This is a genomic window from Aquimarina sp. 433 (assembly GCF_054054605.1).
Genome location: NZ_JBSWZK010000004.1, coordinates 178506 through 192460 on the forward strand (window position 1 = coordinate 178506; position 13955 = coordinate 192460).

Here is a 13955-nt window from a genome sequence, read left to right on the forward strand (position 1 = left end):
GCAATATCTATAATATTTTGCTGAGAAAAAAATACGATAGTACTTGTAAAATAACGTACGCTTTAACAAATAAGACATATTCTTTTAATGGTCATGTTTTATCAGATAAAGGTTTAAAATTACTATTGGCTAAAACCAAAAAATAATTTTTCTTATTCTTTATCTCCAATAAGTTTATCAAAATATTGAAACAACTCACCTTTGGTAATATTTGCACCTTGAAGAATCAGTTTAAACTTATCCATATTTGGATCCTCTCCGTAGGCTTTATTGGCATTATAGAAAGCTACTTTATCGTCTAATAAATTATTTCGTAACCAATCATATCCTTCTTTTGTAGTGATATCAATATCTTCTACATTTACTTTTATAGCAATCAAATGCATTTCCATTTCTCCAAGATGAAACAGATGTATTTGATCTTTAGAAAAATGTTCTAAAAACTGAGCGCTATTAAGAACTCCTTCCCAAACTAGATCACTAAAAACATCTATCTCTTCCTCTGCCACTTCAGGTTTATTTGCCTTGATATCACTCCATTCTTCAGCTGTAATAGATTGTGTCGCTAAAAAATTAATAAACTCTTGATGTAATTCCTCTAATTGTTCTTTGGTGAGCCTTTTATACTTCATCTTTTCTATAAATTGGCTGCAAAAATAGTAATAATTAAAAATCCGCTCCTAATAATTAGGAACGGATTTTTTATAGTATTCTGAATACAATGGTTTTAGTTAAATATATAGCGCAAACCAACTTGTGCTTGCCATCTAGAGTCTAAACTAAAATCATTTGCGAATGTCTTTGTCTGCGAAGTGTCAAAAGAATAGGTTGGTGTATTAGTAGCATCCACAGTAACACCAATTGGCTGATCATTTACTGGTATCTTGATCACACCCCAATCAGAATTTAACAAATTTCCAAAATTTAGAATATCAACGCTTAATTGGATTGTATTCGTCTTATCACCTATTTGAAAATTATAATCCTGTAAAAGTTTTACATCCCATCTTCCTCGCCAGGGACTTAAAATTGCATACTTCTCAGCATAATTCCCCCTTCTTCCTCTAAGATACTCATCCTGTTGGATATATGCTTCTAGCGCAGCTCTTTGCTCTTCTTGTTCTGCTGGAGTTCCACTAAAGTTATAAGTCCCTAATTCTGTTTGTGTTGGAATATAAATCAAATCATTCAATACCGATCCATCATTATTGATATCTCCAGAATAGGTGTAAGAGAATCTTCCTCCTTGAGCATATTCATAAAAAGCCCCTAATGATGTTCTCCATTGTTTATTCTTTCCATAGTGGAAAAATTTATTTAATTGCCCCACAATTCTATGCCTATCCCCATATCTAGATGCAGTACTTATCGCCTGATTTACATTTCCAAGAGCCGGATTTCTATCATAAGCATCACTCGAAATTTCTGCATCAAGCGAACTCGCATCTTCAGCTTCTAAGAAGTTATAAGCAACACTGGCAAATAATCCATTCTTAAAACTCTTTTGTAATTTAAATGACCAATTAAAAGAATGTCCTACATTCGTATTTGTAAAAACATAGGCATTTGTAACTCCTCCAAACTCATTAACAGCCCTATCAGATGCCAAATATATTGGTCTACTATCAGCTCCATTTAATGTTCCAGAAGGTGTCGCTAATCCAAAATTACGAACCATTTGCGCATTGATATCTTCAGTATAAATAATATCAGTGGATGCAATCAAACCATTTTTAAACTTATAATCAATTCCTAAACTATTTCTAAATACTTGAGGGAATTGAAAATCTGGAGAAGACGTAGTGTAAAAGAAGAAATTTGGATTTGCCACTTGATTCCCTATCCATACAAAAGGAAGTCGCCCCGTAAAAATCCCTGTTCCTCCTCTTACTTGCAATGTCTTATCTCCTAGTATATCATAGTTAAATCCTAATCTAGGAGAAATTAATAATTTTTTAGAAGGTAAGTCTAAGCTATTTAAATTAGTTGGGCTTCCATTTTCATCAAAATAAGTAATTCCAGGTTGGTAATTCCCATCTGGGAACTCTCCGCCAGCTGCTCTTTCGATATTTTCGGCAATTTTATCTCTGGTATCAAAAAATAGTGGTTGATCCACTCTAATCCCATAAGTTAACGTAAACTTGTCACTCATTCTCCATTTATCCTGTGCATAAAAAGCCAATTGCCCAACATTTGTTTCTGCCAACGCCCAATTATCTGTCGAATTATTGGTATCGAATACATTTCTAGCATTCGCAAGCGCTTCTGTAATAAGACCGTTATTTACAGCTTGTTCAAAACTATTCGTAGAACCAGGTGTAATCCTTACACTATCAAAATCTGGCGCAAAAGTACCCACCCCACCATCGGCATTAAAATACGTATATACTCCAAGATTAAAAGAATTATCAAACTCAAATCTTTCAAAACTTCCTCCTAGAGTAATTGTATGTTTACCGGTTACAATATTTAAATTATTAGTTACCTGATATACTTTTTGTTCCAATCTATTATTTATAGAAAACGGTTCATGCCCGGCAACAATATATCGAACACCATCTTGTGCAATATTAATAGGTGGAGCTGGTGCTGAAAAAGGATCTCTACTATCGTCAAACAAGGTATAACCTGCCTGAAATTTATTAGAGATATTTCCTCCAAAATTGGAATTTAATTCTACTAAAAAGGAATTAATCTTGTTATTAATTGTGTAACCAGAATTTCTAAACTGTAAAGTAGTAAGATCAGGCCCTCTTCTGCCGATTGCTTCTGGATTTGCTGGTAGATCTCTAGAAGCGTCTAAAAAGTTATAAATTAAAGCTAACCGGTGATTATCACTAATATTCCAATCTAGTTTTAGAATTCCTTTTGTTGATTCTGTATTATGCGTATATCCTTCATAAGGTCCTGTTTGATACCCTAATGAGTCTAATTTTCTTGACACAAATTCTAAATCTTCCGCAGAAACACGAGATACATTCGCACCAGTCAATCCAGGTCTGGCTGCTAAGAAATTAGAACCTAAATCTTCGCGATCATCTATCTCGAAGTTTGCGAAAACAAATAATTTGTTTTTTACAATCGGTCCTCCAATACTTAAACCATATTGTGCTTGGGTCAAATCTGGAACTATAATATCATCATCTCCGACTTTATCTCCTGTTAAATCCTGATTACGATAAAAACCATATACAGTACCTTTCCATTCATTCGTACCACTTTTGGTAACAGCATTTACCGATGCTCCGGTAAATCCAGCCTGTGTAACATCATAAGGAGCTGTAGAGACTTGAATTTGATCAATAGCATCTAAAGAAATAGGTTGCGCATTGGTCTGACCACCTGGAGTTGCAGCATCTAATCCAAAAGGGTTATTAAAAATAGAACCATCTAAACTAAAATTATTAAACTGATCATTTCTTCCTCCAAAAGAACCATTACTCGAAGCTGTTGGTTCTAAACGGTAAAAATCCGCTGCAGACCTAGTAATCGTCGGTAACGATTTTATTTCTCTATTACCAATACTGGTTTCAGCACCTGTTCTTTCGCTACTAAACGTAGCATTTTTATTCGTAGTGATTACAACCTCTTCTAATTGATTAGCGTCCTCAATCATAACCACATCAATATTGTACGTTTGCCCTAACTGAAGATACACATCATCAAATACCTTTTTCTTAAATCCAACATAGCTAATTGTTACACGATAGGGTCCTCCTACTCGTAAATTAATAAGATCAAATCTACCATCGAAATTGGTTGTTCCACCATAAGTGGTTCCAGTAGGCGAATGAACAGCAGTGATATTAGCTCCTGGTAGTAATTGATTAGCATTATCATATACCAAACCAGAAATATTGGATGTCGTTACCTGAGCATGAATAGTAATTACCAATAAGGCAAAGACTAGAGTGATAAGAGTTTTTTTCATTGATTGATCGTTTTTGTGTGAATACAATGAAAATAAACAAAAAAACCACTCCAAAGGAGCGGTTTTTATATTCTTATAAACTGGTTTATTAACCGATTTAGTATTATGCTTGCGCTATAACTTCAAACGTAAGTGGAGTAATAACGGCTCTGTGAAGACGAATTGAAGCTTCGTACTGACCAAGACGTTTTATTGTTCCTCCTGGTACCGTGATGAATTTTTTCTCTAATTCAACGCCTTCTTTAGCTAAAGCTTCAGAAACATCAGCACTAGAAACAGAACCAAATAATTTATCACCTGTTCCAACTTTTGCAGCGATTTTAATTTCAAAAGCAGCAATTTTCTTCGCTAATTTTTCTGCATCTTCAATTTCTTTCTTTTCTTTAAAAGCACGTTGCTTTAACGTTTCTTCTAATACTTTCTTAGCAGATGGAGTAGCTAATACTGCATATCCTCCTGGGATTAAAAAGTTACGTCCATAACCGTTCTTCACCTCTACTACATCGTCTGCGAATCCTAGATTCTCAACGTCTTTCTTTAATATAAGTTCCATAATGTTATGACGAATTTTATTTTAATAAATCTCCAACGTATGGCATTAATGCTAAGTGTCTTGCTCTTTTTACAGCAACACTCACTTTACGTTGATATTTTAAAGATGTTCCTGTAAGACGACGAGGCAATAATTTCCCTTGTTCATTTACAAAAGCCATTAAGAAATCAGGATCTTTATAATCGATATATTTAATTCCTGATTTTTTAAAACGACAATATTTCTTCGTTTTAGAAGTATCTATATTTAATGGAGTAAGATATCTGATCTCTCCATCTTTTTTTCCTTTAGCTTGTTGTTCTATCGATGACATAATTAAGCTTTTTGTTTGTTTCTATTTCTTCTTTTCTCAGCCCAAGCGATTGCATGCTTATCTAATTTTACAGTTAAATAACGCATCACTCTTTCATCTCTTCTGAACTCAACCTCTACGGTGTTGATAGCTTCTCCTGGTACAGTATACTCAAATAAGTGATAAAATCCACTTTTCTTGTGCTGGATTGCATAAGCTAACTTCTTAAGACCCCAGTCTTCTTTAGATATCATCTTGGCACCGTTAGAAACAAGAATGTCTTCGTATTTCTTAACTGTTTCCTTTATCTGCTCTTCAGATAAAACGGGATTCAAGATGAAAACAGTTTCATAATGATTCATAAAAAATCTATTTTTAATTAAAATTGGCTGCAAAAGTAATACTATTTTTTAAAATATTCAACAAACGCAACAAGAGAGTAAATAAAAAGTATTATCAAAAATGTAAAAACCATCCATCTATCGTTAAAAAACACAATTCATCGATAAAATACACAAATTCATTTAAGTTTAGATAATTTTTGAGTACTATTGTAACATCCTAAATCTAATAAAATGAAAAAACCTTTAATCAAATGCGCAGTAGTAGATGATTCTAATATGCAGCGTCTTGCTATAACCCAATTAATCAGAAAACAACCCCAATTAGAACTGGTAGGTGAATGGAGCAACGCCATCGAAGCAAAGAATGGATTACTAGATGTACACACGGATGTATTATTTCTCGACATAGAAATGCCTGTACTAAATGGATTTAATCTTCTTGATTATTTAGAAGACAAGCCTCATGTTGTCATCGTTACTGGAAAATCGAAATATGCTCATAAAGCCTTTGATTATAATGCGATAGATTTTTTAAAAAAACCTTTGAAATCAAGTCGTTTTTCTATCACCATAGATAAACTTTTACAAGCCGATAATTTTCATAAAAAAATCGAAGCGGAAAAAAATAGTCCTTCGATATTCATAAAAAGCGGTTTAAAAGAATATAAGGTTTATTTACAAGACATTTTATACGTATCAGCAATGGGAGATTTTGCAAAAATTCATTTAGAAAAAAGCTCTCCTTTGGTTGTAACTGGCACGATGACTTACTTAGAATCATTATTACCAAAACAATACTTTTTTAGAGTACATCGATCATTTATTGTAAATCTGGAAAAAATAGAACGTTTTACCTCCAGTTATTTGGAAATTAAAAACGAGGCCATTCCCATTAGTAGACAAAAGAAACAAGAATTAAGGGATATTTTAAAATCTTTTTAGTATTAATAACCATAAAAATTATTTACAAGTAACTGTGATTAAAGTGATTCTAAAAAATGACATTTAAAATAAAAAAACATCGGAATTTTTCATTTCGATGAAACACATTTTTTATCGATAAAAAGCGTAAAATGTTTGTGGAAATAATATATATTCATTAATATTGTATAGAATATTAACCTATGCAAGTGGAACAATCTCAATTAAAATGCGCAGTAGTAGACGATTCACGTCTCCAAAGACTCGCAATTGTAAAATTAATAGATGAACACTCATCACTAGAATTAGTGGCTGAGTGGAACAATGCTATTGAGACGAAAAACGGATTATTAGATACTCCGGTCGACCTATTGTTTCTAGATATCGAAATGCCAATACTCACCGGTTTTGATCTTTTAGATGATCTGGAAAACAAACCTCATATCATATTTGTTACTGGAAAAACAAAATATGCTTTTAAAGCCTTTGACTACGATGCTATCGATTATTTAAGAAAGCCCCTAAAAAAAGATCGATTTAATGCAGCTGTAGAGAAAGCACTTAGCATGTCTCGTTTAAATTCAGAACAAGCTTCTGTAGAGGATGATGATTACATCTTTGTAAAAAGTAATCTGAAAAAACGAAAAATATTTTTAAATCAATTAAAGTATGTAGAAGCTTTAGGTGATTATGTAAAGTTAATTATGGAAGATGGTGATCCTATTGTGGTTTTGGCTACGATGAAATCATTTGAGGCAGAATTACCAAGCGATCGTTTTTTAAGAATACACAAATCGTACATCGTAAATCTTGATAAAGTAGAACGTTATAACAGTCGTAACATAGAAATAGCGGATGAAAAAATACCGCTAAGTAGACATAAAAAACATTCCTTGATAGAGGCGTTAAGCGGATAAAACAAAGTATAATAAATATACAATCCCGTTACTTCTAAGTGATGGGATTTTTTATTTAATGAAACCTGTAATGAGCATTAATAATTATCGACGTTGATAATTATCCGTACTCCAGAAAACTCTCTAATACTTTTAAATGAGTTCTCAATTTTTTTAATAACGTCTTTTGTTTTTTTTAGAGATTGTCCTGCTGGTATTTTAACCAATATATTTTTATTATACTGGTTTCTAATTCTGGAGATTGGAGGGAATTCGGGCCCTAAAACATGTTCTTTAAAACTCATTCTAAGAGATTTAGCAAACCAGGCTGTAGCGTCATTAACTCTATTATAATCTTTATGACGTCCTGTTATTTTAATAATCCTGTAAAATGGAGGATATTTATATTGATAACGCTCTTCCATATGATCTTTATACATTCCTTCAAAGTCATTAATAGATACCTGTTGTAGAATTTGATGAAAAGGATTATAGGTCTGTATCAGAACTTTTCCTCTCTTACTGGTTCTACCAGCTCTACCAGCTACCTGTTGCATTAATTGAAAACTTCTTTCATGCGCTCTGAAATCAGGAAAGTTTAGCAAATTATCCGCATTCATAATACCCACCAAAGTTACATTTCTAAAGTCAAGTCCTTTTGTAAGCATTTGAGTTCCTACTAAAATATCAATTTCTCCATTTTCGAATTTGGTAATAATTTTTTCGTATCCATGCTTTCCTCTTGTAGTATCCTGATCCATTCGACCAATATGATGTTCTGGAAAAAGCTCTTTAAGTTCATTTTCTATCTGTTCAGTACCAAAACCCTTTGTAGTTAACTCAGGGCTATCGCAGGCAAGACATTTTTGCAACATTGCGATATGATATCCGCAATAATGACATCTCAATTGATTTCTATAATTATGATATGTTAAGCTAACATCACAATTAGGACACTGCGGAGAATGGCCGCAAGTATTACATTCTACGACAGGAGAATATCCTCTCCTATTTTGAAATAAAATTACCTGTTCATCTTCTTTTAAAGCTTCTTCGATAGCTGTTAATAGGGTATCACTAAAGTGCCCTTTCATCTCTTTACGCTTGTACTTCGTTTTAAGATCTACCAGATTAATATCTGGCATCAATACATTACCATATCTTCTATTTAGAGTAACCAATCCGTACTTTTTTTGATTGGCATTATAGTATGATTCTAAAGAAGGAGTAGCAGATCCAAGAACTACTTTACCATTAAATAGTTTGGAAAGTACAATTGCTGTATCTCTTGCATGGTATCTAGGAGCTGGATCATACTGCTTAAACGAACTTTCGTGCTCCTCATCTATAATGATTAACCCCAGGTTTGTGAATGGAAGAAAGATTGAAGATCTAGCACCAATAACTATTTGTGCTTTTGCTTTAGATTCTTTTACATTATTCCAAGCTTCTACTCTTTCATTTACCGAATATTTTGAATGGTATACGGTCAATTTTTCACCAAAGTATTCTTGCAATCTACTAATTAGTTGCGTGGTCAAAGCTATTTCGGGTAACAAATACAAAACTTGTTTTCCTTTTGCAATTTGCTCTTCTATTAGTTTCACGTATACTTCTGTCTTACCAGAAGAAGTAACCCCATGAAACAAACAGACATCTTTTTCCAGTAAATGTTTTTGTATTTGCTCTAATGCTTGTTTTTGAAAAGAATTCAATTCTTTGCTAGCAACATTAACATTAGACATATACTCTACTCTATCGGTTTGCTTGTGATACTCTTCTAAAATACCTTTATCAACTAAGGTCTTAATAATACTAGTACTGCTATTAGCTACTTTAATTAGGTCTGCTACTTTAATAGCTTTATTTGTTTTGGCTTGCAACATAAACAAATGCATTAACACTTCCTTTTGCTTAGGAGCTCTTGTTAAAGAATCTAATAAATCTTGTAATGCTTCTTCGGTACTATATGCATTCTGTAATTTAACATACCGAACTAGTTTAGGTTTGTATTGCTCATAAATCTCCTCCTGAACAGTAATTACATTTTTCTCTATAAGCCTTTTTATAAGTGGAAGTACACTTTTCTTCCCTACAATATCCATTACCTCCTGTATGCGAAGTAAACTTTGATGCTGCAGTGCTTCGTACAATAAAAACTCATCATCTTTTAATTCTTGTTCATCTATTGCATGTGAATCATTTCTAAGAATAATAGTTTCACTTTCGAGTAAGAATGCACTAGGTAAGGCAGCTCTCATTACTTCTCCCTTAGAACACATATAGTATTCTGATATCCAAGACCAAAGTTGTAATTGATCATTTGTTACAATAGGAACCTCATCCAAAATATGCTCGATCTCTTTAGCTTCATAAACCTGAGGAGCCGTTTGATGAATGTTCGTTACCAATGCAGAATACACTTTACTTTTACCAAATTGTACAGCTACTCTCATTCCTGGTTTTAGGAAATGAGCCTCGCTCTCATTAACACTATACGTAAACTCTTTATGAAGAGGAATAGGAAGAATTACATCTATATAATACTGCATCGACATTTTTGATTCATACAAAAATACATCTTTAGCCAAATTATAAACAACAAAAGCCAGATCAATTGACCTGGCTTTTGCTAGATTTTGGGGTAAATTTATTTTATCCGTTTTGACCTAACATTCCTCCTTTGATTAATTTACACGCTGGCTCATCTCCCAACCAAATTTTGAATAACGCATATTTAAAATCTCTTCCTTCTATATATCCAATTTCTTCTCCATTCTTATACGTTCTTATTCCTTTTCCTTTTATGTAAACAAGATCAAAGAAATCATTGATTTGCGTACTACTACCAAATAGTTCTAAAAACTTATCGATTCTTTCATCTAAACTTTGTGTATTTCCAAACATAGCATCATCAAAACCTTTTCTAAACACTTTGATCATTCTTTTATTAGTTACTTTTTTAGAATTGATAACTAATCTAATAGACATACTCTCATCTGCATCTAAAACTTTTCTATCATCTGTATATTTATTTACGGTATATAAACCTCCGGAATATGTTTCTACGCCAAGTACTTTTCTAACTCCGGCACCATTAAGGGTAAGTTCTTCTCCTTCAAAATTTACTTTATAAGGAACTACTGCATCACCAACTCGAATTTGGGCTGTTGCCATTGTTGCAACTAGCAGTAATATAGATAGGGTAATTATTTTTTTCATGATTTAGTTTTTTAAAAATTACAAAGTCTTAGTTCTGTATTTTTTTAAAAACTAACAATCAAAAATGTTAAAATTTTGTTTAAACATTAAACCATTAAGAAACACACTATGCTTTAACCCACTGTTGAGTACGAAATAAAAAGGCAATGTAACCCCTTACATTTAAGGTGTTTGGATCATTTTCTTCTAACCAAATTTTGCATCTGTACACCTTTCCATTTTCAGGATCTAAAATTGTTCCATCTTCATATTCATTCCCATCTTTTGTTAAACCTTTTATAATAACCATACCCTCGATAGGTTTATTATAATCTTCTCCTTCACATTCTTTACATAATTGTCCTCTATCCGATTCCTTTAAAATTCGATCAATCTTTCCGTAAATTTTATCTCCCTTTTTGTAGATTTCTACGATAGATCTGGCTTCTCCAGTAGTATCATCTATTGTTTTCCATTTTCCAATAATTCCATTTTGAGCATTTACAAAACTTGATAGTAATATAAAACAGCTAATAATGATTTGAGATAATTTCATATTGAGTATTTATTTTAGATTATAATATTAAAAAAATATGTGATACTAAAAAAGCTACCTGAGCTCAGGTAGCTTTTATGTTTATCATTAAGGAATTAGAATTACTGTAATCCTAACATTCCATTTTTGATTCCTTCACTAGCAGGTTCATCACCTAACCATATTTTAAATAATGCATATTTAAAGTCACGTCCTTCTATTTCTCCTAGTTTTTTTCCATTTTTGAAACAGTGAACGCCTTTATCCTTTATATATACAATATCAAAAATATCGTTCTTCACAATAGGCTCATTAAAAAACTTAATAAACTTATTGATTCTCTCATCTAACGTTTTTGTATTGCCAAAAGTTGCTTTATTAAAACCATCTCTTACTGCTTTGATCATTTTCTTTTGTGTAACAAATCCAGAAACAATATTTAGTTTAATAGCCATTGTTTCGTCGGCATCCAAAATCGCTCTAGGGTCTTTACTCTTTTTCTGTAAATACAACCCTCCAGCGTATAGATCAATCCATAACATTTCGCGCATCCCCGCACCATTTAACTTCAGATCCGTATCGCCAAAGTTCTCTTCGTAAGGTAACACAGCCTTACCTACTCTAATTTGTGCTGTAGCTGTATTTAGAGAAATTAACGCTACAATTAATAAAGTAATATTCTTCATCTTTGTCAAAGTTTTATTTGGGGTATATTAATATCAATTTTTCCATCAAGTTTCAAAAGTAATAAAATCTGTTATGCGCGCATAGCAATTTTCAAAAAAAAACGTTAAATTGTGTATTTCACCGCTAAAATAAGCATTTTATCCTAAAAAGCACCTAACATTTCATTTTTTAACCCTTTATCTGCTGGATTATCTCCGATCCATATCTTAAAAAGTGCTTCTTTGAAGTCTAAACCTTCTACATATCCCTTTTCTACACCATCTTTATAGATCACACTTCCCTTTCCTTTTTCATATACTATATCGTATATCTGACCTTCTTCGATCTCATCTTTTATGAAACCAATAAATGTATTAATTCTATCATCTAAAGGTGCTGTATTACCATTTGTAGATTTTTTAAATCCATCTCTTAAGGCACCAGCCATTTTACTTCTAGACATCATTCCTGATAAAATATGCAATTTAATTGCCATCGTTTCATCGGCTGCCGCTATCGTATTCCCACTAGCACTTTTCTTCTTAAGATATAATCCTCCAGCATAAATATCGAAAAAGAACTTCTCTCTTAATCCAGCTCCATTTATGGAAAGGTCTTCTCCGCTAAACGTTACTGTATTTGGAAGTGTAGCATCTCCTACCTTCACTTGAGCTTGAGTAGTTCCTACAATTGCTAAAAGAATAAATAATAAGCTTAGTTTTTTCATTTTTATTAAATTAAATGTTTGTATGATGCTAAAATATTAAAAATTCTTCTTCAATTTAATAAGAGATGCGTTTAATTCAAATCCTAATAAAAGTAAATTAGCGTTGAGCCAAATGTATACCATTAGAATTAGCATTGCACCTATAGAACCATACAATTTATTATAGTTAGAAAAATTATCTATGTAAATACCAAACAAATAGGTCGTAACCATAATTAGAATGGTGGTCATAAAAGCACCTGGAGAAAAGAATCTATTCATTTTACCTTCAGTGGTACCGAAATAAAACAAAGTAGCTACAATGAGAAAGATCATCAGTACGAATAATCCATATTTTCCAAATTGTAACCAAAAAACAGTATTGTCCATTACTCCTATTTCTTTTAAATTTTCTAACAAGTAACTAAAATATAATGTTACTATTACCGTGATAAGCAACAATGATGCCACAATTAAAGACACACCTAAGGCAACTATATATTGCTTTACAAAATTGCGGTTCAGTGTTACGTGATAGGAGTATTCGAATCCCGAAAAAACTGCATTGATCCCATTCGTCATTAAAAACAGCGATAAAACAAAAACTGTAGATAATAAACCTGTTCTTGGTGTATCGGAGATATCTTTATAAATCCCTTCAAAAAAAAGTTTTGATTGATTGGGTAAAGCAGAGGTAATAAACTCGAAGAAATTTTCCTGAAAACCATCAATCTGAATTATAGGAATTAAATTAAGTAAGAAAAGTAAAAAGGGAAACAGGGACAAGAAAAAACTCCATGATATAGAACTTGCTCTTGCCGAAAATGTACCTTTTACGATACCGATGGAATAAATTTCTACTAAATCATATAATGATAGTCCTTCGAAGCCTGGAAGAATTACTTTTTTACCGATTTTAACAAAAAGATTAATAATCGGAATTTTATGGAGTTTATCTTCGACTTCTTTAGACATATATTATACTGCTTTCAAACTCAAATCTAGATTATATACCGAATGCGTTAACGCACCGCTGCTTATATAATTAACACCACACTCTGCGTATTTACGAACTGTATTTTCATTAATACCACCACTAGATTCGGTAAGACAGGTATCACCGATAAGCTTTACTGCTGTTCTAGTATCTTCATAATTAAAGTTATCAATCAAAATTCTATAGACACCAGGTGTTTTAAGAATTTCTTGGATCTCTTCAAGGTTTCTAGCTTCTACAATTATTTTTAAATCTCTTTTGGTATCAGCTAGGTATTTTTTTGTCTTTTCTATGGCTTTTGTGATTCCTCCCGCAAAATCAATATGGTTATCTTTTAGCATAATCATATCATATAAAGCAAACCTATGATTTTCACCACCACCAATTTTTACAGCCCATTTTTCTAAAGCTCTAATTCCGGGAGTTGTTTTTCTAGTATCTAAAATTTTAGTTCCTGTTCCTTCCAGAAGTTGCACAAAATGATTTGTTTTTGTGGCAATAGCACTCATTCTTTGCATTGCATTCAATACAAGTCGCTCCGCCTTAAGAATAGATTGAGAGCTTCCAGAAACATAAAAGGCAATATCTCCGTATTTTACTTTGGATCCATCTTCGATCATCACCTCGATTTCCATATTTGGATCTACATAATTAAATACTTTCTTAGCAAAATCTACTCCTGCCAATATTCCTTCATCCTTTACGAGAAGTTTTGCTTTGCCAGTTGCCGTATCTGGAATACAAGCAAGAGAGCTATGATCTCCATCACCTACATCTTCTCTAATAGCATTAGCAATAATTAATTCAATTTCGTTGTCGAATTGAGCCTTTGTAATCATATTGAATGGTTATTTTTGCTAAAGTAGGAAAAGTAGTTGGAAGAATGAAGTAGTAACTACAAAGTGCATAAATA

The 13955-nt window shown here is 32.4% G+C and carries 14 protein-coding genes; 2 read left to right on the forward strand and 12 right to left on the reverse strand.

Annotation, left to right across the window (positions count from 1 at the left end):
- Window positions 1–152: 152 nt before the first annotated feature.
- The 5 genes from ACWNT5_RS10170 to rpsF form a co-directional block, all read right to left on the reverse strand.
- Window positions 153–632: a DUF6495 family protein gene (locus tag ACWNT5_RS10170; protein WP_456517268.1), complete on the reverse strand. Its 480-nt coding sequence runs from the start codon at window positions 630–632 to the stop codon at window positions 153–155.
- 95 nt (window positions 633–727) lie between these two features.
- On the reverse strand, window positions 728–3931 hold the full coding sequence (locus tag ACWNT5_RS10175) for a TonB-dependent receptor (RefSeq protein WP_456517269.1): 3204 nt from the start codon (window positions 3929–3931) through the stop codon (window positions 728–730).
- 103 nt (window positions 3932–4034) lie between these two features.
- Window positions 4035–4484 carry a 50S ribosomal protein L9 gene (rplI, locus tag ACWNT5_RS10180; RefSeq protein ID WP_299897547.1) on the reverse strand — a complete coding sequence of 150 codons (450 nt, stop codon included), beginning with the start codon at window positions 4482–4484 and terminating at the stop codon, window positions 4035–4037.
- Window positions 4485–4500: 16 nt separating this feature from the next.
- A complete protein-coding gene (rpsR, locus tag ACWNT5_RS10185) occupies window positions 4501–4800 on the reverse strand; it encodes a 30S ribosomal protein S18 (protein WP_174412104.1) in 300 nt (99 codons plus the stop codon).
- On the reverse strand, window positions 4800–5138 hold the full coding sequence (gene rpsF / locus ACWNT5_RS10190) for a 30S ribosomal protein S6 (RefSeq protein ID WP_299600709.1): 339 nt from the start codon (window positions 5136–5138) through the stop codon (window positions 4800–4802). Before rpsF ends, rpsR begins: the two co-directional genes overlap by 1 nt.
- Before the next feature lie 213 nt (window positions 5139–5351).
- Here rpsF and ACWNT5_RS10195 point away from each other — a divergent pair, with 213 nt between their 5' ends.
- Window positions 5352–6062 (forward strand): LytR/AlgR family response regulator transcription factor, encoded by a 711-nt coding sequence (locus ACWNT5_RS10195; RefSeq protein WP_299897550.1) that lies wholly within the window; start codon window positions 5352–5354, stop codon window positions 6060–6062.
- Window positions 6063–6244: 182 nt separating this feature from the next.
- Window positions 6245–6958, forward strand: a complete 714-nt coding sequence (locus ACWNT5_RS10200; RefSeq protein ID WP_299600705.1) for a LytR/AlgR family response regulator transcription factor — start codon at window positions 6245–6247, stop codon at window positions 6956–6958.
- 77 nt (window positions 6959–7035) lie between these two features.
- Here ACWNT5_RS10200 and priA read toward each other — a convergent pair whose 3' ends face one another.
- The 7 genes from priA to nadC all read right to left on the reverse strand — a co-directional run bounded on the left by priA (window position 7036) and on the right by nadC (window position 13881).
- Window positions 7036–9489, reverse strand: coding sequence for a replication restart helicase PriA (gene priA, locus ACWNT5_RS10205; protein ID WP_456517270.1), 2454 nt, complete (start codon window positions 9487–9489; stop codon window positions 7036–7038).
- A 103-nt stretch (window positions 9490–9592) separates the two neighbouring features.
- Window positions 9593–10159 carry a chalcone isomerase family protein gene (locus ACWNT5_RS10210; protein WP_299600701.1) on the reverse strand — a complete coding sequence of 189 codons (567 nt, stop codon included), beginning with the start codon at window positions 10157–10159 and terminating at the stop codon, window positions 9593–9595.
- A gap of 106 nt (window positions 10160–10265) precedes the next feature.
- The gene (locus ACWNT5_RS10215) at window positions 10266–10694 is read right to left on the reverse strand and encodes a DUF2147 domain-containing protein (RefSeq protein WP_299600699.1); all 429 of its coding nucleotides are present in this window, start codon (window positions 10692–10694) and stop codon (window positions 10266–10268) included.
- Between the two features lie 101 nt (window positions 10695–10795).
- Window positions 10796–11359: a chalcone isomerase family protein gene (locus tag ACWNT5_RS10220; protein WP_299600698.1), complete on the reverse strand. Its 564-nt coding sequence runs from the start codon at window positions 11357–11359 to the stop codon at window positions 10796–10798.
- Between the two features lie 143 nt (window positions 11360–11502).
- Complete coding sequence (locus tag ACWNT5_RS10225; protein WP_299600695.1) at window positions 11503–12066, reverse strand: chalcone isomerase family protein; 564 nt, start codon at window positions 12064–12066, stop codon at window positions 11503–11505.
- 36 nt (window positions 12067–12102) lie between these two features.
- The gene (locus tag ACWNT5_RS10230; protein WP_299600693.1) at window positions 12103–13020 is read right to left on the reverse strand and encodes a YihY/virulence factor BrkB family protein; all 918 of its coding nucleotides are present in this window, start codon (window positions 13018–13020) and stop codon (window positions 12103–12105) included.
- Between the two features lie 3 nt (window positions 13021–13023).
- Window positions 13024–13881 carry a carboxylating nicotinate-nucleotide diphosphorylase gene (gene nadC / locus ACWNT5_RS10235; protein ID WP_299897563.1) on the reverse strand — a complete coding sequence of 286 codons (858 nt, stop codon included), beginning with the start codon at window positions 13879–13881 and terminating at the stop codon, window positions 13024–13026.
- Window positions 13882–13955: the final 74 nt, after the last annotated feature.